Consider the following 26,373-nt stretch of genomic DNA (forward strand, 5'->3'; position numbering starts at 1 on the left):
GGCACGCGCAAATCAACCCCTGATCACGCGGATCTCGGGGCGGACATGTTGCCGTACACGTCGAGCAGTTGCTTGGTGACCACGTCGGGGTGGAAGGTGCGTTCGTAGCGGGAGCGGGCGACCGCCGACAGTTCAGCCGCACCGGCCCGGGCCACCGCGAGCGCGGCCGACATCGCCGCCGGCTCCGCCGGCACCACCCACCCCGCCGGCACCTCGCCGGACCCGTCGGCGCCGAGCAGGTAGGGGATGCCGCCGAGCGCGGTGCCCAACACCGGCCGGCCGGCCGCGAACGCCTCAATCACCACCGTCGGCAGCACGTCGTGCCAGGTCGACGCGGCGACCACGACCGCCGAGGCCCGCAGCGCCCGGCGTACGCCGTCCCGGTCGAGCGGCCCCAGGAACTCGACGTCCGACCGGTTCGCCGCGACCTCTTCGGCCAGCGACCGCAACTCGCCGTCACCGGCGATCCGCAGCGGTCCCAGTGCCCCGTCGGGGTGCCGCCGCCACGCGTCCAGCAGCAGCCCGAGCCCCTTCTCCGGCGACAACCGGCCGAGGAACAGGAACCCGTCGCCGAGCGGAGCCGGCGGTCCCGGGTCGGGGATCGCGTTCGGCTTGACCACGATCCGGTCGGCCGGCACCCCGTAGTCGACCAGATGGTCCTTGATCGCCGAGGTCAACGCGATGTAGCGGTCCACCGACTTCCACGTCGGCCGGTGCACCGCCAGCGTCGTGGCCATCAGGGCGCTCTGCGCCCGTGAGTCCCGGTAGCACCGGTTCACCACCGCCGGCAGCCCGAACGCCTTGCCGCGGCAGTCCTGGCAGATCTTCCCGTCCCGGAAGTAGAGCCCCGACGAGCACACCTGCCGGTAGTTGTGCACGGTCTGCACGACCGGCACGCCGTGCCGGTGCGCGGTCCGCACGATCCAGGGCGAGATCAACGGGTACGGGTTGTGCAGGTGCAGCACGTCCGGCCGATGCTCGGTGATCAGCCGGGTCAGGTCCTGCTGCGCCTTCGGCGCGTAGATCGGCGAGAGCGGCAGCAGCGCCTTGCCGGCCTTCGACATCGACGGGATCTCGTCGGAGCTGCGCAGGAACGGCAGCACCTCGACACCGGCCGCCGTCAACTGGTCGATCTCCAGGTCGACGATGATGTTCTCGCCGGACGGCTGCGCCTGCCGGTAGCGGTTGTGCGCCACCACGACCTTCACCGCGCCACCCACCCGTCTGTTCCACCTGCCCGGTCGCGCCAGAGGCTACCTTTGATGACGTGCCCGAACTACCCGAGGTCGAAGCACTCGGCGCCTACCTGCGAGAGCGCGCTGTCGGCCGGCGTGTCGAGCGGGTCGAGATCGCGGCGATCAGCGCCCTGAAGACGTACGACCCACCGCCGGCGGCGGCCGCCGGCCGTACCGTGGTCGGCGCCACCCGGCACGGCAAGTTCCTCGACGTGGTCCTCGACGGCGACCTGCATCTGGCCGTGCACCTGGCCCGGGCCGGCTGGCTCCACTACCGTGACTCGTTCGCCTCACCCGCCCCGCTCAAGCCGGGCAAGGGCCCGATCGCGGTCCGGGTACGCCTCGACGACGGCTCCGGCTTCGACCTGACCGAGGCCGGCACCCAGAAAAAGCTGGCCACCTACCTGGTGACCGATCCGGCCCAGGTGCCCGGCGTGGCGAAACTCGGCCCGGACGCGCTGGCCGCCGACCTCGCCACCTTCGGCGACCGCGTCCGCGGCCGGCGCGGCCAGATCAAGGGCGTGCTCACCGACCAGTCGGTGCTCTCCGGAGTCGGCAACGCCTACTCGGACGAGATCCTGCACGCGGCGAAACTGTCTCCGTTCGCGATCTCCAGCCGGCTCACCGACGAGCAACTGGCCACCCTGCACGGCGCCACCCGCGAGGTGCTCACCGACGCGGTCACCCGGTCGGTCGGGCAGCGGGCCGCGACCCTCAAGGGCGAGAAACGCTCCGGGCTCAAGGTGCACGCGCGCACCGGACTGCCGTGCCCGGTGTGCGGTGACACCGTACGGGAGGTGTCCTTCGCCGACTCCAGCCTCCAGTACTGCCCCACCTGCCAGACCGGCGGCAAGCCACTCGCTGACCGTAGGTTGTCCCGACTTGTGCGGTAAGTAACAGCGGCGCTGTCACGCTGAGGGAAACGTCCGCGAAGCGATGAACCACGCACAACGGAGACTTCCCACGGCATCATCCATCGGTATAGTGACCCGGTCCGCGCGTCAGTCCGCGGCGAAACCACAGGGGCCACGCCGGTGTGACAGCCCGGCGTAATGTCTCCCGGGTCACCGTCCACGAACGGTCACCATGCAAGACTTGAGCGGTGGCGACCCGGACCTCGGTGGCTTCGGGCGGCACGTGTCATACGGGAGGACGTAGGTGAGGTGACGACCAGCCTCCAGCGCCCGGTGACCTACATAGGCCGGAGCACCGTGCGCCACCTCAACAGCTTCGAGATCCAGCCGACACCGCCGCCGGCCCCCAACGGCGTGCCCCGGTCCGCATGGTCGCGTTCGCGTCGGCGGGCGTCCCGCTGGCACCGTCCCTACACTGTCGCGCTGCTCCTGCTCGACTTCGCCGCCGCCGTACTCGCGAGCTGGATCTCGATCAGCCTCTTCGAGAAGGCGACAGCCGGCTTCACCGACGCCGACCAGGACGCCACCTGGTTCCACACCGTCACCTACCTTCTGCTGCCGCTCGGCTGGCTGATCGTGCTGTGGGGCAACGGGGCGTACGACCGCCGATATCTCGGGCTCGGCACCGACGAGTTCAAACGAGTCATCCGGGCCGCGGTCACGGCCACCGCCAGCGTCTCCTTCCTCGCGTTCGCCACCAAGACCGACCTCTCCCGGCTCTCCGTCGCCACCGCCCTCGTCGGCGCGATGGTGCTGATCCTCCTGGCCCGTTACCAGGCCCGGTTCGTCCTGCACCTCATCCGGAAACGAGCCGGCCAGGCCGGCCACCGGATGGTGCTGGTCGGCACCCTGCCGGAGTGCCTGGAGGTCTACACCGCGGTCACCCGCAGCCCCGCCGCCGGGCTGGTGCCCGTCGCCATCCACATCACCGACGGATACGCCGCCGCCCGTGGCATGCAGACCCCGATCCCGGTGTACGCCGGACGCGACGTACTCGCCCTCGTCCGTGAGGTCGGCGGCGACACCATCGCGGTCTGCGGCTCGGCCAGCTCCGAACCCGGCGAGCTGCGCCGGCTCGCCTGGCAGCTCGAAGGCTCCGGCATCGACCTCGTCGTGGCGCCACAGCTCACCGACATCGCCGGCCCACGGGTGCACATCCGCCCCATCGAGGGCCTGCCGCTGCTGCACGTCGAAGAACCCACCCTGTCCGGCGTCGCCTGGCTGGTGAAGAACCTGATCGACCGAGTCGCGGCCGCCGTCGGCCTCATCGCGCTCGTACCCGTCTTCATGGCCATCGCCATCGCGATCCGGCTCTCGGACCCCGGCCCGGTGTTCTTCCGCCAACCCCGCGTCGGCCACGAGGGCCGCACCTTCCGGGTCTGGAAATTCCGGACCATGTACGTCGACGCCGAAGACCGCCTCGCGTCGCTGGTCGACCAGAACGAGACCGACGGCATGCTCTTCAAGATCCGAAAGGATCCCCGGGTCTTCCCCGTCGGCCGCTTCCTGAGGGCCAGCTCGCTCGACGAGCTACCCCAGTTGATCAACGTGCTCTGGGGCGAGATGTCCCTCGTCGGCCCGCGCCCCCTGCCCGCCGACGACGGCGACTTCCTCGGCGACGTACGCCGCCGGCTCCTGGTTCGCCCCGGCATCACCGGCCTCTGGCAGGTCTCCGGACGCTCCGACCTCTCCTGGGACGAAGCCGTCCGCCTCGACCTCTACTACGTCGACAACTGGTCCCTCGCCTACGACCTCAGCATCCTCTGGCGCACCATCGGCGTCGTCGTGGCCCGCAAGGGCGCGTACTGAACTAGTTGGTCCTCGCTCCGCTCGGACGGCTCGCTCCGCTTCGCGCCGCCTAAGTGCACCGTCTTCACCCTGCGGGCATGACGGCTTCGCCGCATGTCCTCGGGCTCCAGACGGTGCGGCGGCGCTCGGTCGACTCGCGACCTGGGTTGCGGTTCAGGGCTGTCCGTCGATTGCTCCGTCGATCGGTGGCGGGCCCGCGTGGCTCGAGTGTCGGGGGGCGTATCTGGGACGGCCGTTGTTGATCTGGGCAGTAGCCACCTAACCGGCGCTGAATAAGGTGGTTTGCGCTCAGATCAACTCGCCCTTCGTGCGCTGCGGGGTGCCTGCCGCGTGTCGTGGGGTGTGGGTGGTGGTGCTCGCCTCTGGCGGATCGGGGGGCGAACCGACAGGATTTCGGCGTGGGTGCCAACCTGTCCGCCGTACTTGCCGTGCTGGCGCTGGTCAGCGCGCTGGCCGGGGCGGTGTTCGCGGTCGTACGACTGCGCGCCCGGCGGGGCATCGCGACCGCCACCCAGCGGGCCACGTACGAGGTGCTGCACACCGCCGGCCTGGCCGCCGAGCCACTGCGCACCGGGCTCAGGCCGACGGGCGCGGCCAAAGCCGTACGGCACCTGCGGGCCCTGGTCGGCGCACCCGGACTCGCGGTGGTCGACGGTGCGGAGGTGCTGGCGATCGACGGCCGGGGCGGGCACCACTCGGCGCAGTTCGTGGCGGCCGCCAGGCGGGCGCTGGACACCGACCGGTCGACGGTGCTCGGCCAGCGGGAGCTGCGCTGCGACCGGGTCGACTGCCCCGTACGCGGCGCCGTGGTGGCGCCGATGACCGGGCCGGACGGCCAGGCGGCCGCGGTCGTGGTGTCGATCGCCGACAGCGAGCCCGCACCCGGGCTGGTGCAGGCGACGCTGGAGACCGCACGCTGGGCCGGGGCGCAGTTGGCGCTGGCGGAACTGGACTCGTCGCGGGAGCGGCTGGCCCGCGCCGAGGTCCGGGCCCTCCGGGCGCAGATCAGTCCGCACTTCATCTACAACGCACTGACGGCGATCGCCTCGTTCGTACGCACCGATCCGGAACGGGCCCGCGAGCTGATCCTGGAGTTCGCCGACTTCACCCGCTACTCGTTCCGGGCCCACGGCGAGTTCACCACCCTGGCCGAGGAGCTGCGGTCGATCGACCGCTACCTGACGATCGAGCGGGCCAGGTTCGGCGACCGGTTGCAGGTCAGGTTGCAGATCGCGCCGGAGGTGCTGCCGGTCGGGCTGCCGTTCCTGTGCCTGCAACCGCTGGTCGAGAACGCCGTCCGGCACGGACTGTCGCGCAAGCCGGGCGTCGGTATGGTGAGCATCGAGGCCCGTGACGCCGGCGCCGAGTGTCACATCACGGTCGAGGACGACGGCGTCGGCATGGATCCGGCCGTGCTGGCCGCCCGGATCGCCGAGGGAGTCGTCGACCCGGCCGACGACTCGGGTCAGCACGTCGGGCTGTCGAACGTCGACGAGCGGCTGCGGGCGGTCTTCGGCGACCAGTTCGGCCTGGTGGTCGACACGGGTGTAGGGGCGGGTACGAGAGTGAGCATGCGGGTGCCGAAGTTCCACCGCCACGTACGGGCAAGCACGTGACCGAGCGGAGCGAGGGAACCGACAGGCACGGTCCCCGGCACGGTGACGCCGAGCGCGGCGAGAGAACACCGTGACCGCGTTCCTGCGGGTGCTGGCCGTCGACGACGAGCCGCCGGCCCTGGACGAACTCGCCTACCTGCTGCGGGCAGATCACCGGGTCGCCCGGCTGCACACGGCCGGCGACGCGACCGAGGCACTGCGGGTGCTGCGCGACAACGACATCGACGTGGTGTTCCTCGACATCCGGATGCCGGGGCTGGACGGGATGGAGCTGGCCCGGATCCTGCACCGGTTCGCCCGGCCGCCGGCCATCGTGTTCGTGACCGCGTACGACGACGGTGCGGTGGACGCCTTCGATCTCGGGGTCACCGACTACGTACGCAAGCCGGTGCGGGCGGAGCGGTTGGCGGAGTCGTTGCGGCGGGTGGTCAACTCACGGGTGGTGCCGTCGCATCCGGCGGCGCTGGCGCGGGCGGAGGACGATCCGACGATTCCGGTGGAGTTGGCGGGGACCACCCGGATGCTGCCCCGCTCGGCGGTGCGCTGGGTGGAGGCGCAGGGCGACTATGCCCGGCTGCACACCGCCGATGCCTCCCATCTCGTACGGGTGTCGCTGGCCACTCTCGCCGACCGGTGGGCCGATGCCGGTTTCGTCCGGATCCACCGCTCCTTCCTGGTGCAGTTGCGGCTGATCGCCGAGTTGCGGCTGGCCAACACCGGCTATGTGGTGGTCATCGACGGCACCGAACTGCCGGTCAGCCGCCGGCACACCCGGGAGCTGAAGGACAAACTGGTACGGGCGGCGAAGCAGGACTGGAACCGCTGACCGGTGGGTGATATCGGTGCGACAGCGGCCGAACTGCTCGGCGTACGCCTGCCGTCGCCGCTGGTCCGGCTGGTGGACGACCGGGTGGACCGGCACGGCGTACGGCTGCTGCTCAAGCGCGACGACCTGCTCAGCCCGGTGGTGCCGGGCAACAAGTGGCGCAAGCTGAAGCACAACCTGGTCGCGGCCGGCCGGGGTGGGCACCGGACGTTGCTGACGTTCGGCGGCGCCTATTCGAACCATCTGCGGGCGGTCGCGGCGGCGGGACGGGCCTGCGGGTTCGCCACGATCGGGGTGGTTCGCGGCGAAGAGCATGTCCCGCTGAACTGGTCGCTGTCGCGGGCCAGCGAGTTGGGGATGACGCTGACCTACCTGGACCGGACGACCTGGCGGCGGAAGGCGTCCCCGGAGGTCGTCGCCGCGCTGCGTCGCAGGTTCGGCGACTTCTTCCTGATTCCCGAGGGCGGCAGCAACCGGCTCGCGCTGCCCGGCTGCGCCGAGTTGGTGGCCGAGATCGCCGAGCCGTTCGACGTGATCTGCTGCCCGGTCGGCACCGGAGGCACCCTGGCCGGCATCATCTCGGCCCTGCCCGCCAGACCAACCGAAGCCGCCGGCCCAGCCGGTCACGCCCACCCGGCCGAAGCCGCCAACCCGGCCCGGCCCCGGACCCGGGCGATCGGCTTCGCGGCGTTGAAGGGCGGCACGTTCCTGACCGTCGAGGTCGCCGCCCTGCTCGACCCGGCCGCCCCGCCGACCGAGCCACACCGGGCGGCGGCAGCCGAACCAGGCGTCGACTGGGCTGTGGAAACCGACTTCCACTTCGGTGGGTTCGCCCGCACCACTCCCGAACTCGATGCGTTCGTCGCCGACTTCGAGGTCCGGCACGGCGTCCGGCTCGACCGGATCTACGTCGGGAAGATGCTCGCCGGCCTGTTCACGATGATCGGGGCGGGACGGTTCGCGCCGGGTACGACGATCGTGGCCGTGGTGACCGGTCCGGCCGAGCCGTGACGAGCGCGATCCACAGCCCGCACGACACACAAGTTATCCACAGGCCATCTGAGTTATCCACAGCTTGTGCACAGAGCTGTCCACCTTGTGGATAACAGCCCGTCTTGACTTTCCGCCGCAGCCGGCCAGACTGCCGGCATGGAGGCCCCCGCCGACCCGCCCCCACCCCGAGCCCCGGTCCCGGCTACGAACCCACCACCCGCCCCGGCCCCGGAACCTCGGCCGGCCACGAACCAACGCCCGGCCCCGGACCAACGCCCGGCCCCGGACCGGCAACCACAGCCGCGCACACCCCCGCAGCGAACCAGGGTGGTGCTCGCCGACGTCACCCGCCGACCGGCCGACCACGACCGCACCCGCAGTGAACTGACCGAGCAGACCCAGGTCGGCGAGGCCCTCGTACGCGGTCTGGTCCGGGCCCAACTCGCCCTCGCCCTGCGGCTCTGCCTGGTCGTCGCGATCGGTCTCGGCGCCCTGCCGTTGCTGTTCGCGGTCGCGCCTACGGTCAGTGACGTGCGGGTTCTCGGCGTCGACCTGCCGTGGCTGCTGCTCGGGCTGGGTTCCTTCCCGTTCCTGGTCGCGGTCGGGTGGACGTACGTCCATCTGGCCGAACGCAACGAGCAGGACTTCACCGCCGTGGTCCGGCGCCCGGAGCGCTGAGTGGACAACCCGTACATCGTTCCGGGCATCGTCGCGGTCACCCTGGTCACCGCCGCGATCGGCTTCTACGGCCTACGGCTGGCCCGGACGACGTCGGACTTCCTGGTCGCCTCGCGTACGGTCAGCCCGACCTGGAACGCGTCGGCGATCGGCGGCGAATACCTGTCGGCGGCGTCGTTCCTCGGGGTCGCCGGCATGATCCTCGCCGAGGGTGTCGACATGCTCTGGTATCCGGTCGGGTTCGCCGCCGGCTACCTGGCCCTGCTGCTCTTCGTGGCCGGGCCGTTGCGCCGCTCGGGCGCCTTCACCCTGCCCGACTTCTGCGAGGTGCGGCTCGGTTCGCGTCGGCTGCGCAAGCTGGCCACCGTCTTCGTGATCTTCATCGGCTGGCTCTACCTCGTACCGCAGTTGCAGGGCGCCGGCCTGACCCTGAGCACGGTGACCGGCAGCCCGTACGAGCTGGGGGCGGTGCTGGTCGGCGCGGTCGTCACCGCGAACGTGGCGCTGGGCGGGATGCGGGCGATCACCTTCGTGCAGGCGTTCCAGTACTGGCTGAAGCTCACCGCGCTCGCCGTACCCGCGATCTTCCTGGTCCTGCAGTGGCAGGCCGACGGGCGGCCGGCGATCACCCCGCCGGACGGTCCGGCGTTCCGGACCGCGACCGCCGTCGTGGTGGAGCAGTCCGCGACCCTCACCCTCGGCGACGGCACCACCATCCGGGTACGCCCCGGCGACAAGCTGTCGTTCGCCGCCGGTGATCCGGTGCCGCAGGTGGCAGGGGTGCCGGACGGGTTGGACTGGCTGCTGCCCGGCGATCCGACGCAGGAGGGTGGCGGGCTGTTCGCCACCTATTCACTGATCCTGGCGACGTTTCTGGGCACGATGGGGCTTCCGCACGTACTCGTCCGCTTCTACACCAACCCGGACGGGGCCGCCGCCCGCCGGACGACGCTGGTGGTGCTGGCGCTCGTCGGGCTGTTCTATCTCTTCCCCACCCTGTACGGCGTGCTCGGCCGGGTCTACACCCCGCAGTTGGTGATGACGGGCCAGACCGACGCGACGGTGCTACTGCTGCCCGGCGCCGCGCTCGGCGACGGGCTGACCGGCCAACTGCTGGCCGCGCTGGTGGCCGCCGGGGCGTTCGCCGCGTTCCTGTCGACCTCGTCCGGGCTGCTGACCAGCGTCGCCGGGGTGATCTCGACCGACGTGCTCGGCCGGGGTTCGGTACGCGACTTCCGGCTCGCCACGCTGATCGCCGGTCTGGTGCCGCTGGTGCTCGCGATCAACGTGGCCGGACTCGACGTCTCGCAGGTGGTCGGGTTGGCGTTCGCGGTGGCCGCGTCCAGTTTCTGCCCGCTTCTGGTGTTGGGCATCTGGTGGCGGCGGCTGACCGACGCGGGCGCCGCGGCCGGGATCGTCGCCGGTGGCGGCGCGGCGGTGGTGGCTGCCCTGATCACGGTCGCCGGTCCGCCGCTGGACGGCTGGCCGGCGACCCTGGTCGCGCATCCGGCGGCCTGGACGGTGCCGCTCGCGTTCGCCGTGATGGTGCTGGTGTCGCTCGCCACCCGGCGCCGTACGCCGCTCGACGTCGGCGCGACCATGCTCCGGCTGCACGCGCCCGAGTCGCTGCGTCTCTGACCTCCCGGAACCCGCGCCGGGGCAGGTCCTTCCCGAGGAGGAGTGGAAGATCCCCCGTGGGCCGGAGCGCGTCTCACGGGTACGGGATAACGTCGTCTCATGACTGGTGAGCACGCCGCACTCGCCCTGCGCGGGCTGGCCAAACGGTTCGAGACGAAGATCGCCGTACGCGGCGTCGACCTCGACGTTCCGGCCGGTTCCTTCTACGGGCTGCTCGGCCCGAACGGCGCGGGCAAGACGACCACCCTGTCGATGGCGGTCGGCCTGCTCCGCCCCGACCACGGACGGGCGTGGGTGCTCGGCCACGACGTGTGGGGCAGCACGACCGAGGCGAAGCGACTGCTCGGCGTGATGCCCGACGGCGTACGTCTCTTCGACCGGCTCAACGGCGCCGAACTGCTCGCGTACAACGGCTTGTTGCGCGGCATGGACCCGCAGGTGGTCGACCAGCGGGCGCACGAACTGCTCGACGTGCTCGCCCTCGGCGACGCCGGAAACACGCTCGTCGTCGACTATTCGGCGGGGATGAAGAAGAAGATCGGCCTGGCCTGCGCGCTGCTGCACGGCCCTCGCCTGCTCGTGCTCGACGAGCCGTTCGAGGCGGTCGACCCGGTCTCCGCCGCCCTGATCCGCGACATCCTCCAGCGCTACGTGGCCGGCGGCGGCACGGTGATCTTCTCCAGCCACGTGATGGAGGTCGTCGAGCGGCTCTGCAGCCACGTGGCGATCCTCGCCGACGGGGCGATCAAGCGGGTGGGAACCCTCGCCGAGGTGCGCGGCGACCGTTCGCTGGAGGAGGTGTTCGTCGAGGTGGTCGGCGGACGGACCGCGACCGGTGCGGAACTGGCATGGCTGTGACCGCCACCGGCGGCCCCGTCGGTCCTGGGCCGGCGGGCGTCGGTGAGCCGGTGGCGGTGACCGCACCGGCCCGGCAGGGTGTCCGGCCGGTCACGCCCGGGTTGTTCGTACGGCTCAAGCTGCGGGTGATGGCCAACAACTTCCGTGGCCAGGCCTGGCGGATCGGCCTGTTCGTCGGCGGCGGCCTGGTCGGGCTGTTCTTCGCGGCCATGGGATTCCTGCTCTTCGCGGTCACCGGGGTGGCCGACGACATCGGCATCGCCCGCCTGGCGGCGGCGTTCGGTGGCGGTGCCCTGGTGCTCGGCTGGCTGTTGTTGCCGTTGGTCTTCTTCGGCGTCGACGAGACGCTCGACCCGGCCCGGTTCGCGCTGCTGCCGCTGCCCCGGCGGACCCTGGTCGGTGGCCTGTTCATGGCCGCCCTGGTGGGCGTGCCGGCGCTGGCCCTGCTGATCGCCACGTCCGGGCTGATCGTGTCGGCGGGGCTGCACGGCGGCTGGTTCGCCGCGCTCGTCGCCGCGGTCGGCGTGGTCGCCGGGCTTTTCCTGTGCGTCGCGGTGAGCCGGGCGGTGACCAGCGCCTTCGCCACGATGCTGCGGTCGCGGCGGGTCCGCGATCTGGCAGCCGTGCTGCTGGCCGTCCTCGCGGCGCTGCTCGGCCCGTTGCAGATCGCCGTGCTCGGCGCGGCGGAGAACACCGACTGGCGCCGGTTCAGCAGTGCTGCGGAGATCATCGGGTGGACGCCGTTCGGTGCCCCGTACACGATGGGCCTGGACGTCGCGGACGGGCGACTGTGGGCCGTACCGGTCAAGCTCGCGCTGCTCGCGGCGACCCTGTCGCTGCTGCTCTGGTGGTGGTCGCGGTCGCTGGAGTCGGCGATGGTCGGCGCGGTCAGCGGCGGTCCGGCCCGGGCCGCGAAGGGCGAGCCCGGGCAGGCCGTCGACCAACTCTTCCCGGCGAGCCTGCGCTGGGTGCCGCGTTCCCGGTTCGGTGCGCTGGTCGCCCGCGAGGCGCGCTACTGGTGGCGGGACGCCCGTCGCCGGGCCAACCTGATCACGCTGGCGATCGTCGGCATCTTCGTCCCGGTGATGATCAACTTCACCTCGTTCGAATTCAACGGCGACGTCTCCGGCCTGACCGCCTCGCCGACGACCGTCGCCCTGTCGATGCTCTTCGTCGGCATACTCGCCGCGGTCACCCTGGCCAACCAGTTCGGCTTCGACGGGAGCGCGTACGCGGCCAACGTCGTCGCTGGGGTACCCGGCCGGGTGGAACTCCAGGCCCGGGTGGCGGCGTTCTCGCTGTACATCGTGCCGTTCCTGGCCCTGGTCACGGTCGGCTTCGGCCTCCTGCTCGGCGAGCCGGGCTGGATCGGGATGATCGGTGGCACCGTCGCCGCCGCGTACGGCACCGGACTGGCGGTCAACCTGGTCATGTCGGTGGCCGCCGCGTACGCGCTGCCGGAGACGTCGAACCCGTTCGCGATCAACACCGGTGCCGGCGTGGCCAAGAGCATGCTCAGCCTGGTGGCGATGGTGGGATCGGCCGCCCTGGGCCTGCCGATGATCATCGCCACGGCGCTGCTGCCCGACTTCTGGCTGTGGCTGGCGCTTCCGGTCGGCATCGGCTACGGCTACGGCGCGGTGGCGCTGGGCACGTACATCACCGGCGACATCCTCGACCGCCGGATGCCGGAGCTGTTGCAGACCGTCACCCCGCGCCGCTAGCCGGGGACAATGTTTCACGTGAATCATCCGGAGCCGGGTGGACGTATCCACCACACCGACCCGTTCGCCGCGCCGGCCCACGAGCGGTCGCCCGTACGCCGGTTGCGGGGCCGGCTGGCGGCGGCCGTGACGCTGTGGACGGCGCCCGGACCGGCGGGCCTGACCGTGTCGTCCACGCTGGTCGCCGACGGCGAACCGGGCCGGCTGCTCGGTCTGGTCGACGACGAGTCCGACCTGTGGGCGGCGGTGTCCGCCGCCGGGCGCTTCGCCGTCGCACCGCTCGGGCCGGCCCACCGGCAGCTCGCCGACCGCTTCGCCGGCCTGATGCCGGCACCCGGCGGCCTCTTCAGGGGGCACGACTGGACGGAGACCGACTACGGCCCGGTGCCGGCCGACGCCGGCGGCTGGGCCGGGTGCCGCCTCGACGGCGCCCGCGAGTACGGCTGGGCGCTGCTGGTCGAGGCGACGATCGAGCACGTCGAACTGGGTGACGACGACCCGGGACCATTGATCCACCACCGGGGCCGCTACCGCACCTGATCCCGCGATCAGCGTCTTCTCCGCCGTTCGGCGACGTGACCGGGGTCACTCGGCGCAGCCAATCGCCCGTTCGGCGCACCCGGTCGCAATGACGAGGATCACAGCTTCCCGTCGATGGGTACACCTCCCTACGGTGCGCAGGACCCACTCACGTCCTGCACAAAGGTGGTGACCCGCATGAGTACGGATACACCCGCGCCGACCACGTCCACGCCGGACCGATACGTCGTCGTGCAGCGGTCGGACGAGTTCGCCGGGCTACGCAAGGCGTTGCGCGGCTTCATCTTCCCGATGACCGTCGCGTTCTTCCTCTGGTACGCGCTCTACGTGATCCTCTCCGCGTACGCGCGGGACTTCATGGGCACCAAACTGTTCGGCAACATCAACATCGCCCTTCTCTTCGGCCTGCTCCAGTTCGTCACCACGTTCCTGATCGCCTGGCTGTACTCCCGGTACGCCGCCCGGAAGGTGGACCCGATCGCCGAACGGATCCACGCCGACCTCGAAGGGAAGGGTGACAAGCGGTGAGCGGCAACCTGACGCTCGACGGCGTCGTCGACGGCGTACGCAACCTCGCCGCCGAGGCCGGCAACAGCACGGCCCGGACCCTGACCATCACGCTGTTCCTGGTGTTCGTCGCGGTGACGCTGGGCATCACGCTCTGGGCCAGCCGGCAGACCAAGACCGCCACCGACTTCTACGCCGGTGGCCGGTCGTTCTCCGGCTTCCAGAACGGGATGGCGATCGGCGGCGACTACATGTCGGCGGCGTCGTTCCTCGGCATCGCCGGCATGATCGCCCTGTACGGCTACGACGGCTTCCTCTACTCGATCGGCTTCCTCGTCGCCTGGCTGGTGGCCCTGCTGCTGGTGGCGGAGCTGCTCCGGAACTCGGGCCGATACACGATGGCCGACGTGCTGGCGTTCCGGATGCGGCAGCGTCCGGTGCGTACCGCCGCCGCCGTCTCCACGATCACCGTGTCGATCTTCTACCTGCTGGCCCAGATGGTCGGCGCGGGCGCCCTGGTGGCGCTGCTGCTCGGCATCCGGCCCGGCACGACGTTCCTCGGCATGGACGCCGACACCGCCAAGGTCGCCACCATCATCCTGGTCGGCGCCCTGATGATCATCTACGTGACGGTCGGCGGCATGAAGGGCACCACCTACGTGCAGATCGTCAAGGCGTTCCTGCTGATGGGCGGCGCGCTGATCATGACGGTGCTGGTGCTGGCGCACTACAAGTTCAACCTGTCGGCGCTGCTCGGCGACGCGGCGGCCACCTCCGGCAAAGGCAACGCGTTCCTCGAACCCGGGCTGAGATACGGCGTCGAGGTCGCCGGCAACGCGACACAGACCTTCTACAACAAGATGGACCTGCTGTCGCTGGGCATCGCGCTGGTGCTCGGCACCGCCGGCCTGCCACACATCCTGATCCGCTTCTACACGGTGCCGACGGCCAAGGCGGCCCGCAAGAGCGTGCTGTGGGCGATCGGCATCATCGGCACCTTCTACCTGTTCACCCTGGCCCTGGGCTTCGGCGCGGCGGCCCTGGTCGGCGGCGAGGCGATCACCACCCAGGACGCGGCCGGAAACACCGCGGCACCACAGCTCGCCCAGGCCCTCGGCGTCGACTTCTTCGGCGGCGAACTCGGCGGCGCGGCGATGCTCGCGGTGATCGCCGCGGTCGCGTTCGCCACCATCCTGGCGGTGGTGGCCGGCCTGACCCTGGCCTCGTCGTCCAGCCTGGCCCACGACTTCTACGCCAACGTGCTCAAGCGGGGCGAGGCGTCGGAGCGCCAGGAGGTACGGGTGGCCCGGATCTCCGCCTTCGTGATCGGCGCGGTCTCCATCGTGTTGTCGATCTTCGCGCAGAACCTCAACGTGGCGTTCCTGGTGGCGCTGGCCTTCGCGGTCGCCGCCTCCGGCAACCTGCCGGCGATCCTCTACAGCCTGTTCTGGAAACGGTTCAACACCTCGGGCGCGGTCTGGTCGATCTACGGCGGCCTGCTCGCCGCGGTGGTGCTGGTCTTCTTCTCCCCGGTGGTCTCCGGTGCCCCGTCGTCGATGTTCCCCGACGCGGACTGGCAGTGGTTCCCGCTGTCCAACCCGGGCATCATCTCGATCCCGCTCGGCTTCCTCGCCGGCTGGATCGGGACGGTGATCTCCAAGGAACGCGACGAGGACAAGTACGCCGAACTGGAGGTCAGGTCGCTGACCGGACACGGCGCGCACTGACCGCGACCGGTGCCGGGTGGGTCGACACCCACCCGGCACCGGCGGGTCGGGCGCCGAGGTCCACTCACCTCATGCCGGGCCCGATCGCGACAAGTAGGCTGACGGCATGGTGGTAGCTCAACGTTATGGAAAAGGTCAGCGAATCCTCGTCACCGGCGGTGCGGGCTTCATGCCGTCGCATCTCGTCGATGCGCTGCTGGCCCGGGGCTGCACCGTCGTCGCGATCGACAACTTCGTGACCGGATCCAAGAACAACGTTGCCCACCTGGCCGAAAACCCGCTGTTCACGCTGGTGGAGGCGGATGTTTCGGACGGTCTGCCGGTGCACCACCCGGCCGTGGCCGAGCGGTTCGACGCCATCATGCACATGGCGTCGCCGGCGAGTCCGAAGGATTTCGCCACCCTGCCGGTCGAGATCCTGCGGGTGGGTTCGCTGGCCACCATCCACCTGCTCGAACGGGCGGTCACCGACGGTGCCAGGTTCATCATGGCGTCGACGTCCGAGGCGTACGGCGACCCGCTGGTCCACCCGCAGCCGGAGTCGTACTGGGGCAACGTCAACCCGGTCGGCATCCGCAGCGTCTACGACGAGGCCAAGCGGTTCGCCGAGGCCACGACGATGGCCTACCACCGCTACCGGGGCGCCGACGTCGGCATCGTACGGATCTTCAACACGTACGGTCCCCGGATGCGGCCCGACGACGGCCGGGCCATCCCGACGTTCATCACCCAGGCGCTGCGCGGCGAGCCGATCACGGTGCACGGCACCGGCACCCAGACCCGGTCCATCTGCTACGTCGACGACCTGGTCAAGGGCATCCTGCTGCTGCTCGACTCGTCCGAGACCGGTCCGGTCAACTGCGGCACCGAACACGAGGTGACGATGCGCGACCTGGCGGAGCTGATCGTGTCACTGACCGGCAGCACGTCGACCGTCACCTACCTCACCCGGACCGCCGACGACCCGGAGATGCGTCGCCCCGATCTGACCCTGGCCCGGGAGCGGCTCGGCTATACCCCGTCGGTGCCGCCCGAGGATGGCCTGCGCCGCACGATCGCCCACTTCAGCGCTCACCTGAACTGATCGGGGGAGGGGCGATCCCGACTTCGTGCCGCCATCGTCGTGCCTGAACTGCGCTTTTCGCATCTGTCCGTACTCTGAAAAGCATGGCAGCCAGGACGTCTCCCCACGATGGCTCATACCGCCGGTCTTCGATCCCTCAGGCCGGCTCCGGCGGTTCGGGCCGGATTTCCGGCCGTGCCCGGGTCGGCGGTCAAGCCGGCGCTCGGCAGCCGGGCCACCCCGCGTCGGGCGGTGGGTCCGGCGGCGGGCCTCGCCCGCCCTACGGCCGGTCCGGCGGAGCGGTCCGGTCGGGCCGGCGCGGGCCACGTCCCAGGTGGGGCCGGATCGCCCTGGTGGCCGGGCTCGCGGTGCTGGTGCTCAGCCTGCTGGGCGCCGGCGGCATGTGGGTGTACGCGAGCAGCCTGGAAAGCGACCTGGACCGCACCGACGCGTTCTCGGACATCACCGGTGGACGACCCGAGTCGGTCACCGGGGCGCTCAACATCCTCCTGGTCGGCACCGACTCCCGTGATCCGGATGCCCCGCTGGACCAGCCCGGCGAGTGGCGCGCCGACACGGTGATCATCATGCACATCCCGGCCTCGCACGACGAGGCGTACCTGGTCTCCATCCCGCGCGACCTCTACGTGCCGATTCCGGAGAACGCGGGCGCGCCCTGCGGTTCGGGACAGCGGTCGAAGATCAACGCGGCGTTCGCGTGGGGCGGCCTGCCACTCGCCGTACACACGGTGGAGTGCTTCACCGACATCCGGATGGACCACGTCATGGCCGTCGACTTCGGTGGGTTCAAGGAGGTCACCGACGCTCTCGGCGGGGTGGAACTGTACGTCGAGCAGGACACCACCTCGATCCACAAGCCGTACCGCAAGTTCAGCAAGGGTACGAACCACATGAACGGCACCGAGGCGCTCGACTGGATCCGCCAGCGCAAGCAGTTCCCGGACGGTGACTTCGCCCGGATGCGCCACCAGCAGGAGTTCCTGCGGGCGCTGATGGACAAGGCGGTGAGCACCGGCACGCTGACCAACCCGAAGAAGATGAACGACTTCCTCAAGGCCACGACCGCCGCGGTCACCGTCGACGAGGGGTTCTCGCTGGTCGACATGGCGGTCAAGTTCCGCAACCTGCGGGGCGACAACCTGCGCTTCATGACCAGCCCGCACAACGGCAGCGAGACCATCAACGGCGAGTCGGTGGTCGTCTCGGACCGGGAGAAGGCGCTCGCGATGTACAAGGCGATGGCGGCCGACAAGATGGCCGACTGGGTGCGGGCGAACGCCGAACCGTCGCCGTCGGCCGACAACGGCGGCTGATCGCCTGGTCAAGCCGGGTACGGCGGGGCGGAGCGGGCGGGTGCCCGGCCGCCCCGGCGGCGTCGCGGAGGCTACCGACCAGTATTGGTCACAAAATCGAAACAGGATGGGGGCTCGCGAGAACGGATCGGTGTCCGTACAGTGACGTCGGCCCATCGTCCCGCCCCTGGAGTACCAATGCCCGTCGAGACCCCCAGACGGACCCGATCGGCCCGTTCGGCACCCCCGCCCAGCCGTTCGGCCACCGCACGGAGCCATTCGAAGCCGGCGAAACGCACCAAACGCAAGGATCCGCTCTGGTCGCGGCTACTGGTGATCGCGGGCGCGTTCCTGATGATGGTCAGCGGAGGGGCCATCGTCGGCACCAAGGTCATCATCGACCAGGCGACCAGCAACATCGCACAGGACGACCTGCTGGGCATCGCCGGCACGAACGACCAGGGCGGCAACGACCTTGACGGGCCGATCAACATGCTGCTGCTCGGTGTCGACCTCAGGAAGGGCTGGGACAAGAACGACACCCGGGCCGACACCATCATCATCCTGCACATCCCCGCCACCCACGACCAGGCATACCTGATCTCCATCCCCCGGGACACGGAGGTGACCGCCCCGGCGTTCCCGAAGAGCGGCTTCCAGGGCGGGGTCGGGAAGATCACCGACATGTTCCACGCGGGCGCCCAGAACGGTGGCGAGTGGTCCGGTGGGGCCCAGTTGGTCGCCCAGACCATCAAGAACTTCAGCGGCATCACCTTCAACGGCGCCGCGATCATCGACTTCAGCGGCTTCAAGGGCATCATCGACGCGCTCGGCAGTGTGCGGATGTGCGTCGACCAGGAGGTCGAGTCGATCCACATGCTGACCCGGGAGCGGGACGGCTACCCGGTCTACATCTCCGACAAGGAGCGGCACTCGGGCGAGAAGCTGAACCCGGTGGTCTACAAGAAGGGCTGCCGGGAGATGAAGGGCTGGGAGGCGCTGGACTACTCCCGGCAGCGCTACGGCCTGGACAACGGCGACTACGACCGCCAGAAAAACCAGCAGCAACTGGTCAAGGCGATCGCCAAGAAGGCCGTCGACAGCGGGGCCATGACCAACCCGATGAAGATCAACGAGTTGATGAAGGCGGCCGGTGAGGCGTTCGTCCTGGACACCGCCGGCACGCCGGTCGCCGACTTCGTCTTCACCCTGCGGGGCGTCGCGGCCAACGACATGGTGATGCTGCGCACCAACGGGGGCACCTTCAACGGCAACAACTCCGGCCGCGAGGCGCTCCAGCCGATCAGTCTCGAGATGTTCGAGGCGGTCAAGAACGACCGGCTCGCCGAGTTCGTCATGAACAACCCGACCGTGATGGCGAACAACAAGTCGTAGCACCACCCAAGGTCGGCAAAACACCATCAACTCAGGCAAGTCCTCCCTACGCTGACGTGAGAAGGGTTCACGCCATGCGTAGGGAGGCGTCACGTCCAGATCCGAACGGGCGGACCCGGACCGGAACCGCCCGACCGGCACCGAGCGGGGCGGCACGCTGGCCGTACGGCCCCGGGACGACGCGGAAGCGCCCCGGCCACCCGCCCCACGCTGGACCCGCGCCCTGATCACCCTGGGCCTGGTGCTGCTGGTCGTCGCCGCGGCGGGGCTGACCGGGCTGCGCAGCCTCACCGACCGGTACGGCGGCTCGGTGACGACCGACCAACTCCTCGCCCCCGACGCCCGGGGCGACCGGAACGGCGTCACCGGCCCGCTCAACTACCTGCTCATCGGCTCCGACCTGCGCGCCTCCAACCCGGATGCCGGCCAGCGCGCCGACTCGATCCTCATCGTCCACGTCCCGGCCGGGCTGGACCGGGCCTACCTCGTCTCGGTCCCCCGCGACCTGCTCGTCCAGATCCCGGCCGACCCGGCCGCCGGCTACTCCGGCGGCACCGACCGGATCAACGCCGCCTTCCAGTTCGGCAACGCCGGCGCCAGCGGGGCCAAACTGCTCTCGGCCACGGTCACCCTGTTCACCGGCGTCCGGTTCGACGGTGCCGCCATCCTCGACTTCTCCGGGTTCCGCCGGGTCATCGACCTGATCGGCGGGGTCGAGATGTGCGTCGACAGCGAGGTGCGGTCGATCCACACCGGCCACCTGTTCACCACCGGCTGCCAGCAGATGGACGGCGCGCGGGCCCTCGACTACGTACGCCAGCGCTACGACCTGCCGAACGGGGACTACGACCGGCAGCGCCACCAGCAGCAACTGCTGAAGGCGATACTGCAGAAGGTCGACCTGGGCGGTCTGGTCACCCAGCCCGTCAAGCTCGACCAGCTCATCCGGGCGGTCGGCGCCTCGTTCACGGTCGACACCGGCGGGGTACCGGTCGAGGACCTGGCGTTCGCGTTGCGCGGCCTGCGCCCGGAGACGCTGCTCGGGGTGCAGATGCCGGCGCACGCGCAGGACGTGGCCGGATCGTCGTACTCGATGCTCGACCCGGCCGCCGACTCCCTCTTCGGCGCCCTGCGGCAGGCCGGGATGCGGGACTGGACGACCCGCAATCCGAACTGGGTGAATCGGCTGTAGGACCGGCCGGCGGCACGTCGAAGGAGCACGCCCTAAGCTTGGTAGCCGTGTTCGGACGCCAGATCCCCTCCGTGAGCGTGCCCCAGATCGCCGACGACGCCTACGTGCTCGACGTACGCGAGCCCGACGAGTGGTCGGCCGGGCACGCGCCCGGGGCCCACCACATCCCGATGATGGAGATCCCGGCCCGGCTCTCCGAGGTGCCCACCGAAGGCGACGTGGTCGTGATCTGCCGCTCCGGCGGGCGGTCGGGCCAGGTCGTCGGCTATCTGATGAGCAACGGGTGGGACAACGTACGCAACGTCGCGGGCGGCATGCACGACTGGGCCGCCGCCGGCCGCCCGGTCGTCAGCACGGACGGGCAGCCGGCCCGCGTGCTGTGAACGGACCGCTGGTCTTCGCCCACCGGGGCTCCTCGGCGCTGCTGCCGGAGCACACCCTCGCGGCCTACCTGCGCGCGATCGAAGAGGGTGCCGACGGGGTCGAGTGCGACGTACGGCTCACCCGCGACGGGCACCTCGTCTGCGTGCACGACCGGCGGCTGGACCGCACCAGCAACGGCACCGGCCGGGTCAGTGCCCGTACGCTCGCCGAACTCGACGAACTGGACTTCGGCTCCTGGCACACCGCCGCGCTCTCCGACGACCGGGTCACGGACATACCCGCCGACCCGTCCCGGACCCGGCTGCTCACCCTCGACCGGCTGCTCGACGCGTTGCACGACGCCGGACGCCCGGTGCGACTGCTGATCGAGACCAAACACCCGTCCCGGCGGGGCGCGACCGTCGAACGCACCCTGGTGGCGACACTGCGGGCCTGGGGACTGCTCGACCCCGCCCCGGACCATCCGGTCCAGGTCACCGTGATGTCGTTCTCGCCGCTGGCCGTCCGGCGGATGCGCGAACTCGCGCCGGGACTGCCGACGGCGCTGCTGCTGGAGATGCTGCCGCCCGGGTTGCGGGTCGGCCGGCTGCCGTTCGGCGCCCGGATCGCCGGGCCGGGCATCGGCCTGGTCCGGGCCCGGCCGCAGCTCGTACCGAAGCTGCGGGCCGCCGGCAACCGGGTCTTCGTGTGGACGGTGAACGAGCCGGACGACCTCGACCTGGTAATCGGCCACGGGGTGGACGGGATCATCACCGATCGGCCGGCTCTGGTCCTCCAGCGGCTCGGACGTTGAGTGCCAGGACTGCCCAAAACACGCGGGAGTTGGCAGACTCGGGGCATGCCGGAGCGCCCCGACTACGCCGCTCTGATCGCCGGCCAGACCGTCGTCATCGAGATGACCAACTCCGGCGAGGCAGGGATTCCCGTCCTCACCCACCTGCTCCGGGTCGCCGAGCGGGCCCTCGGCGCGGGCGGCATGGCGTTCGTGGAATACCGGCCGGACAGCGGACGGATCATCGCGGCCACCGGCGGGGTCGGTTGGGCGCTCGGCCGGCCGGTCGACCGCACCGGTCCGGCGGCGGCGCGGCTGATGCACGGCCCTCGCACCGACGAGGCCCTGATCGGCGAACTCCCCGGTGACCTGGCGCACCAGCTCGCCGGGCACGGGCTGCACCGGGTGATCTCGGCCCGGGCCGAGGTCGGCGGACTGGTGGTCGGCAGCCTCCACGCCTACTACGCCGACCCGCCCGCCGGCCGCACCCGGCACGCGTACGGCGATCCGGCCGACTCCGCCGAGCACCACGCCCTGCTCGCCTACCTCGCCGCCTGCGCCGCCCACATGTACGGCGACCAGGCCGGGCTGCCGATCCACGGTGACGGCCCGGTGGTGGCGGCGCTCGCCGACGGCCTGGCGATCGTCGACCGGGACGGCTACGTCCGGCTGTGGAACCCGGCGGCCGAGCAGGTGACCGGGCATCCGGCGGCGCAGATCCTCAACCGCCCGGCACCGTTCCCGCTGCCGCCGGCAGGGCAGGTGGTCGACCACAAGCTGCCGGACGGTCGGTGGTTGACGATCACCTCCGGCGACCTGCCCGGCGCGATCTCGTCGCGGGTGGTGACGTTCCGCGACATCACCGACCAGCACCGGCGCGACCACGACCTGTTCGTCGCGGTCACCAGCCACGAGCTGCGAACTCCGGTCACCGTCATCAAGGGGTACGCCGACACGCTGTGCAACCACTGGGACTCGCTGACCGACCCCGACCGCAGGCAGGCGGCCCGGGTCATCGGGCAGCGTGCCGACGAGTTGGCCCGCCTGCTCGACCGGCTCCTGTCGGCGGCCGACGACATCGGCCCGGTCGGCGACGCCCCGCCCGTACCGTTCGACCTGGTCGAGGCGCTGCGGGCGGCGGCCCTGGACCTGCCGGCGGACCTGCGCCGACGGCTGGTCGTCGACCTGCCCGGTGACCTGCCCAAGGCGTTCGGCGACCGGGCCAGCCTGGCCACGGTGCTCACCGAACTGGCGACCAACGCCGACAAGTACTCGCCACCCGACACCCTGATCGAGCTGACCGCCGAGGCCGACCGACGGACCGTCGTGTTCCGGGTTAGCGACCGCGGCATCGGGGTACGTCCCGATCACGTGGAGCGCGCGTTCGACCGCTTCTGGCAGGGCGAATCGGGCGACCGGCGGCGTTACCCCGGCGCCGGTCTCGGACTCTTCCTGGTACGGCGGATCGTCGAGCGACAGAACGGCTGGGTCTCCCTGCGTCCGCGCGACGGGGGCGGTACGGTCGCAGAGGTGCGGCTGCCCCGCGGATGAGACGGCGCGGCCCGCCGCCGGAATGTCCGAGGAGGCACGATCGTGTCCATGGCGTTGGCCGAACGATCCTGGTGCGTGGTCGTCCCTCACCACACCGGGGGAGCCCGCATCGCCCGGCACCGGCTCGCGGCGGAACTCTCCGACGTCGTACCGCCGGAGCTGCTCTCCGATGCCGTCGCCGTGGTCGCCGAGTTGGTCGGAAACGCCGTACGGCACGCCGACCCGCTGCCGGGCGGGGTCGTCCGGGTGTCGTGGCGGCTGCGGCCCGGGGTCGACGCCGACATCGTCGAGGTACGGGTCACCGACGGCGGCGCGCAGGCACCGCCGACGCTGCGTACGGTCGGCCCGGAGTCGCTCGACGGCCGTGGCCTGTGCATCGTGGCGGCGCTGTCCGGCCGCTGGGGTGTGGAGCGCGACGGGCTGGGGCAGAGCGTGTGGGCGGAGCTGTCGTAGCGGCGGCCATTTACCCGGTACGCGTCCCACGGGACGCCGCCGGGGCCTAGGCTGTTTCGCCGTGAGTAAGCGTCGAAAGAACCCCCGGTCCGCCGACCAAGCGCCGAAGCGCGAAAAGGTACGTGACATCTTCGTCCCCCGACCGTTCGAGGGCCTCGCCGACGAGGCCGAGTGGATCGCCCTGCGGGAGCTGGTGCCTGCGGCGTCGGCTCCGCTGACGCTCGCCCCCGACCTGGTGGAGCGCTTCGGTGACCGCCCGGTCACGCTGGCCACGGTGCTGCCGATGGCCTGGCCCGCGATGACCAAGCCCGACGGCCGGATCTTCATCGGCCTCCAGCGCCACGTGCAGTCCGGCGACGTCTCCCGAGACCTGGCCGTGGCGATCCTGTGCGCGCTGCAGACCGCGCCCGGTGGCACCGTGTCGGTGCCCGCCCTGCCCGGTGAGGGTCCACGGTTGCAGGACGTCCTCGTCGACGGTCCGCTCGACGTGACGATGCACGACGGTTTCGAGTTCTGGCTCGACGAAGACGCGGCCGACGACTCGAACGTCAAGGCATCCCTGGAGCGGGCGAACGCCTCGATCTACCCGACCGTACGGCTCGCGGCCGCACCGGCCGCGTACTGGTGCCGGGTGCCGGACAAGGGGCACGTCCGTTGGGTGCTGCCGGACCAGGAGGATGCCGCGTTGGCGGCGCTGTCGCGGCTCGCCGCGGCGGGTGAGCTGCTACTCGGCGACGGGACGAAGTTCGCCGGGATGTTCCGGGCACACGGCCTGCTCGTGCCGGTGTGGGACATCCCCGGCGCGCCCGAGGCCGCCGAGTGGGAGGCGCCGCTGGCCGAGTTCGCGAAGCGGTACGCGGAGGCACTCGCCGACACCGAACCGCTGGACGCGGCGGCGCGACGGGCCCGGCAGGGACTGCTCGGTCGCCAGCTCACCCTGCGCTGAGCCCGGCCGCCCAGCCGGCGCGAGCCCAGCCGCTCACCCGGCGCGAGCCCGGCCGCTCACCCGGCGGCGACGGCCGGCAGGGCGAGCGGTGAGCGGACGATCGGGCAGGACATGCATCGCGGACCACCCCGGCCGGAGCCCAGCTCCGAGCCGGGGATCCGGATGACCTCGATTCCGGCCCGTTCGAGCTGCCCGTTGGTTTCGATGTTGCGCTCGTACGCCACGCACAGCCGGGCGGCGATCGCCAGGGTGTTGTTGCCGTCGTCCCACTGCTCGCGTTCGGCGGTGACCGGGTCGAGCCCGGTGTCGATCACGCGCAGGGTGTCGATGTCCATGGCGTCGGCGGCGGCCCGTAGGAAGGGTGCCGGGCCGTCCACCTGTGGCTCGCCGTCCGGCCCGGAGATCACCGTGTAGGCGAGCAGGGTGTCGGCGATGTTGGGATACATCAGGACGGCATCGACGTCGACCATCGTACAGACCGTGTCGAGGTGCATGGTGGCCCGCTCCTGCGCGATCGGCACAACCAGGATGGTGTGCGCCAGGCCGGCACCGAAGACCCGGCGGGCCAGCCGTTCGGCGCCGGCGGGCGTGGTCCGCTCGCCGGTGCCGATGGCGATCACGCCGGGACCGAGGAGCAGCAGGTCGCCGCCTTCGAGCGGTTCGAGGTCCGGCCCGTACGCGAACCGGGTCCCGCCGAATCGCGGGTGGTGCCGGTAGATGGCGTCGAGCAGGGTGGTCTCCCGGCGCCGGGCCGGCATGGCCAGGCTGGTCACCGCGGCGTGGTCGCGGATCCAGACCGACGAGTCGCGGGTGAACAGCAGGTTGGGGAGCGGGTCGATCACGAAGTCGTGTTCGTCCATCAGGGTGTGGACGAGGCCGCCCAGTCGGTCCCAGCTGGTCCGCAGCTCGTGCCGGGCGAGTCCGGCGATGAGGATGTCGGCCAGTCCGGCGGGATCGAGGTATGCGAGATGGTCGGAAACTCTTCGACTCAGGGTATCGCCTAGCCTGCGGTCGGCGAGTATCATCTCGGTCAGCTCAGATCGGGCCGCCGGCACGGCCAGTGTCTCAGCAAGCAAATCTGCGACATAGAGCACTTCTACGCCGCGGTCGCGAAGGGCCGCCGCGAAGATGTCGTGCTCCTCTTGGGCGCGACCAACCCACGGGATGGCATCAAACAGCAGGTCATCGTTGTTTCGTGGGGTCAGCCGGGCGAGTTCTCGGCCGGGCCGGTGCAACAGGACGGTGCTCAGCCGTCCGACCTCACTGTCGACGTAATGGGTCACAATGGCAGCGTAGGACCTTGCGTTGGCACCATCTGGCAAAAGAGGCGTGGAGTGAATGAGGCATTCATCCTTACTCACTCCGGTTTTGCACCTTGCCCGACAGGCGGTGTCACCACGTAGGGTAGTGGTATCACAACTCAGAGGACCTTTTGCCGGAGGTCGAGAAGAGATGACTGTCTTTCCTGCGCGTTCGGGTGCACCAGTCCAGCGAGCCGTTCCTCGCCAGCGGGCTCTGCCCACCAATAGCGAGAAGTCGCCACCCTCGTCGCCGGGAGGGCTGGCCGCCGTCCGCCCCACCGCACTCGAATGGGCCCGCCGCCGCCGTGCCGAGCGGGACGCCCGTCGCGTCGAAGCCGCCGGCGCCCGCGCGCTGAACCGGCTGGACCACCTCGGGCCGTCGTGGCACGTGGTGGACTGGCCGCGGACCGACTCCCCCGAGACCCAGATCTTCGACACCGGCCGCGCCGGCGACGACCGGGCGGGCTTCCTCGCGATCGGCCCGAGCGGGCTGTTCGCGGTCACCATCGCCGATCACGGCCGCTCCCGGGTGATGGTCGCGGGCGACGTGGTGCAGATCAACGGCAAGCGACCGACCTACGTCGGCCAGGCCCGCCGGGACGCGAAGCGGGCCAGCAAGGCCATGTCCGCCGCGACCGGGCACACCATCCCGGTCACCCCGGTGCTGACCTTCGTCGGCTCCGGCGTCATCAGCGTCTACGGCCTGCCGAAGGACTGCCTGGTGGCCACCCACCGCGAACTCGACCGCCTGCTGGTCGCCGGCGGCAGCCGGATCAGCGCGACGACGGCCGAGAAGCTCTCCGCGGTCGCCCGACACCCATCGACCTGGTTGAACGCGCCCTACCGTTCCGCCGCCGACTACCGGTGGTACGAGGACGGCCGAACGGCCGCTGACAAGAGCGCGGCGCGCCGGTAACGTCTGCTCCCAACACCACCCG

General features: G+C 70.8%; 23 protein-coding genes and 1 pseudogene. 22 read left to right on the top strand and 2 right to left on the bottom strand.

Annotation, left to right across the window (positions count from 1 at the left end):
* Positions 1-23: 23 nt before the first annotated feature.
* Positions 24-1,208: a glycosyltransferase family 4 protein gene (locus QCD66_RS36155; RefSeq protein WP_375734279.1), complete on the bottom strand. Its 1,185-nt coding sequence runs from the start codon at positions 1,206-1,208 to the stop codon at positions 24-26.
* A 59-nt stretch (positions 1,209-1,267) separates the two neighbouring features.
* On the opposite strand from QCD66_RS36155, the gene QCD66_RS36160 reads away from it, so the two are divergent.
* From QCD66_RS36160 to QCD66_RS36260, 21 genes and pseudogenes are all read left to right on the top strand, one after another.
* On the top strand, positions 1,268-2,128 hold the full coding sequence (locus QCD66_RS36160; RefSeq protein ID WP_375734280.1) for an Fpg/Nei family DNA glycosylase: 861 nt from the start codon (positions 1,268-1,270) through the stop codon (positions 2,126-2,128).
* 318 nt (positions 2,129-2,446) lie between these two features.
* Positions 2,447-3,958, top strand: a complete 1,512-nt coding sequence (locus tag QCD66_RS36165; RefSeq protein WP_364213622.1) for a sugar transferase — start codon at positions 2,447-2,449, stop codon at positions 3,956-3,958.
* Positions 3,959-4,356: 398 nt separating this feature from the next.
* The gene (locus QCD66_RS36170) at positions 4,357-5,574 is read left to right on the top strand and encodes a histidine kinase (protein WP_357534996.1); all 1,218 of its coding nucleotides are present in this window, start codon (positions 4,357-4,359) and stop codon (positions 5,572-5,574) included.
* 70 nt (positions 5,575-5,644) lie between these two features.
* Positions 5,645-6,400, top strand: a complete 756-nt coding sequence (locus tag QCD66_RS36175) for a LytTR family DNA-binding domain-containing protein (protein ID WP_357534998.1) — start codon at positions 5,645-5,647, stop codon at positions 6,398-6,400.
* Positions 6,401-6,403: 3 nt separating this feature from the next.
* Positions 6,404-7,411, top strand: a complete 1,008-nt coding sequence (locus tag QCD66_RS36180; protein WP_375734281.1) for a 1-aminocyclopropane-1-carboxylate deaminase/D-cysteine desulfhydrase — start codon at positions 6,404-6,406, stop codon at positions 7,409-7,411.
* A gap of 309 nt (positions 7,412-7,720) precedes the next feature.
* A complete protein-coding gene (locus QCD66_RS36185; RefSeq protein WP_364213442.1) occupies positions 7,721-8,071 on the top strand; it encodes a hypothetical protein in 351 nt (116 codons plus the stop codon).
* Entirely contained in the window at positions 8,072-9,709 is a 1,638-nt protein-coding gene (locus QCD66_RS36190; protein WP_375734282.1) for a cation acetate symporter, read from the top strand.
* A 99-nt stretch (positions 9,710-9,808) separates the two neighbouring features.
* Positions 9,809-10,567, top strand: a complete 759-nt coding sequence (locus QCD66_RS36195; protein WP_364213437.1) for an ABC transporter ATP-binding protein — start codon at positions 9,809-9,811, stop codon at positions 10,565-10,567.
* 50 nt (positions 10,568-10,617) lie between these two features.
* Entirely contained in the window at positions 10,618-12,291 is a 1,674-nt protein-coding gene (locus QCD66_RS36200; RefSeq protein ID WP_375734300.1) for an ABC transporter permease, read from the top strand.
* A gap of 3 nt (positions 12,292-12,294) precedes the next feature.
* A pseudogene (locus tag QCD66_RS36205) lies at positions 12,295-12,831 on the top strand (flavin reductase family protein); the annotation flags it as partial.
* A 177-nt stretch (positions 12,832-13,008) separates the two neighbouring features.
* Entirely contained in the window at positions 13,009-13,359 is a 351-nt protein-coding gene (locus QCD66_RS36210; protein WP_364213431.1) for a DUF485 domain-containing protein, read from the top strand.
* Between the two features lie 8 nt (positions 13,360-13,367).
* Positions 13,368-15,065 carry a cation acetate symporter gene (locus tag QCD66_RS36215; protein ID WP_364213619.1) on the top strand — a complete coding sequence of 566 codons (1,698 nt, stop codon included), beginning with the start codon at positions 13,368-13,370 and terminating at the stop codon, positions 15,063-15,065.
* Between the two features lie 106 nt (positions 15,066-15,171).
* Entirely contained in the window at positions 15,172-16,149 is a 978-nt protein-coding gene (locus tag QCD66_RS36220) for an NAD-dependent epimerase/dehydratase family protein (RefSeq protein WP_364213428.1), read from the top strand.
* 83 nt (positions 16,150-16,232) lie between these two features.
* Positions 16,233-17,462 (top strand): LCP family protein, encoded by a 1,230-nt coding sequence (locus QCD66_RS36225; RefSeq protein ID WP_375734283.1) that lies wholly within the window; start codon positions 16,233-16,235, stop codon positions 17,460-17,462.
* A 312-nt stretch (positions 17,463-17,774) separates the two neighbouring features.
* Positions 17,775-18,836: an LCP family protein gene (locus QCD66_RS36230; protein ID WP_375734284.1), complete on the top strand. Its 1,062-nt coding sequence runs from the start codon at positions 17,775-17,777 to the stop codon at positions 18,834-18,836.
* Positions 18,837-19,083: 247 nt separating this feature from the next.
* Positions 19,084-20,028: an LCP family protein gene (locus QCD66_RS36235; RefSeq protein WP_375734302.1), complete on the top strand. Its 945-nt coding sequence runs from the start codon at positions 19,084-19,086 to the stop codon at positions 20,026-20,028.
* 47 nt (positions 20,029-20,075) lie between these two features.
* On the top strand, positions 20,076-20,411 hold the full coding sequence (locus QCD66_RS36240; protein WP_357535018.1) for a rhodanese-like domain-containing protein: 336 nt from the start codon (positions 20,076-20,078) through the stop codon (positions 20,409-20,411).
* A complete protein-coding gene (locus QCD66_RS36245) occupies positions 20,408-21,205 on the top strand; it encodes a glycerophosphodiester phosphodiesterase (RefSeq protein ID WP_375734285.1) in 798 nt (265 codons plus the stop codon). The genes QCD66_RS36240 and QCD66_RS36245 overlap by 4 nt, the downstream gene beginning before the upstream one ends.
* A gap of 45 nt (positions 21,206-21,250) precedes the next feature.
* On the top strand, positions 21,251-22,735 hold the full coding sequence (locus QCD66_RS36250) for an ATP-binding protein (protein ID WP_364213413.1): 1,485 nt from the start codon (positions 21,251-21,253) through the stop codon (positions 22,733-22,735).
* A gap of 48 nt (positions 22,736-22,783) precedes the next feature.
* Positions 22,784-23,188 (top strand): ATP-binding protein, encoded by a 405-nt coding sequence (locus QCD66_RS36255; protein WP_357535249.1) that lies wholly within the window; start codon positions 22,784-22,786, stop codon positions 23,186-23,188.
* A 61-nt stretch (positions 23,189-23,249) separates the two neighbouring features.
* Entirely contained in the window at positions 23,250-24,134 is an 885-nt protein-coding gene (locus QCD66_RS36260; protein WP_357535024.1) for a DUF5926 family protein, read from the top strand.
* Positions 24,135-24,190: 56 nt separating this feature from the next.
* On the opposite strand, the gene QCD66_RS36265 is transcribed toward QCD66_RS36260, so the two are convergent.
* Positions 24,191-25,420 carry an arginine deiminase gene (locus QCD66_RS36265; RefSeq protein WP_375734303.1) on the bottom strand — a complete coding sequence of 410 codons (1,230 nt, stop codon included), beginning with the start codon at positions 25,418-25,420 and terminating at the stop codon, positions 24,191-24,193.
* A 166-nt stretch (positions 25,421-25,586) separates the two neighbouring features.
* Between QCD66_RS36265 and QCD66_RS36270 the strand changes: the two genes are divergently transcribed.
* A complete protein-coding gene (locus tag QCD66_RS36270) occupies positions 25,587-26,351 on the top strand; it encodes a hypothetical protein (RefSeq protein ID WP_364213407.1) in 765 nt (254 codons plus the stop codon).
* Positions 26,352-26,373 lie beyond the last annotated feature (22 nt).

The sequence above is a fragment of the Polymorphospora sp. A560 genome (genome assembly GCF_045781765.1).
Lineage (GTDB): Bacteria > Actinomycetota > Actinomycetes > Mycobacteriales > Micromonosporaceae > Polymorphospora > Polymorphospora lycopeni.

What these genes read in the sequence shown, in the direction of transcription:
- QCD66_RS36195 (WP_364213437.1), top strand. Translation starts at nt 9,809, where the DNA reads ATGACTGGTGAGCACGCCGCACTCGCCCTGCGCGGGCTGGCCAAACGG.
- QCD66_RS36210 (WP_364213431.1), top strand. Translation starts at nt 13,009, where the DNA reads ATGAGTACGGATACACCCGCGCCGACCACGTCCACGCCGGACCGATAC.
- QCD66_RS36220 (WP_364213428.1), top strand. Translation starts at nt 15,172, where the DNA reads ATGGTGGTAGCTCAACGTTATGGAAAAGGTCAGCGAATCCTCGTCACC.
- QCD66_RS36225 (WP_375734283.1), top strand. Translation starts at nt 16,233, where the DNA reads ATGGCAGCCAGGACGTCTCCCCACGATGGCTCATACCGCCGGTCTTCG.
- QCD66_RS36250 (WP_364213413.1), top strand. Translation starts at nt 21,251, where the DNA reads ATGCCGGAGCGCCCCGACTACGCCGCTCTGATCGCCGGCCAGACCGTC.
- QCD66_RS36255 (WP_357535249.1), top strand. Translation starts at nt 22,784, where the DNA reads ATGGCGTTGGCCGAACGATCCTGGTGCGTGGTCGTCCCTCACCACACC.
- QCD66_RS36270 (WP_364213407.1), top strand. Translation starts at nt 25,587, where the DNA reads ATGACTGTCTTTCCTGCGCGTTCGGGTGCACCAGTCCAGCGAGCCGTT.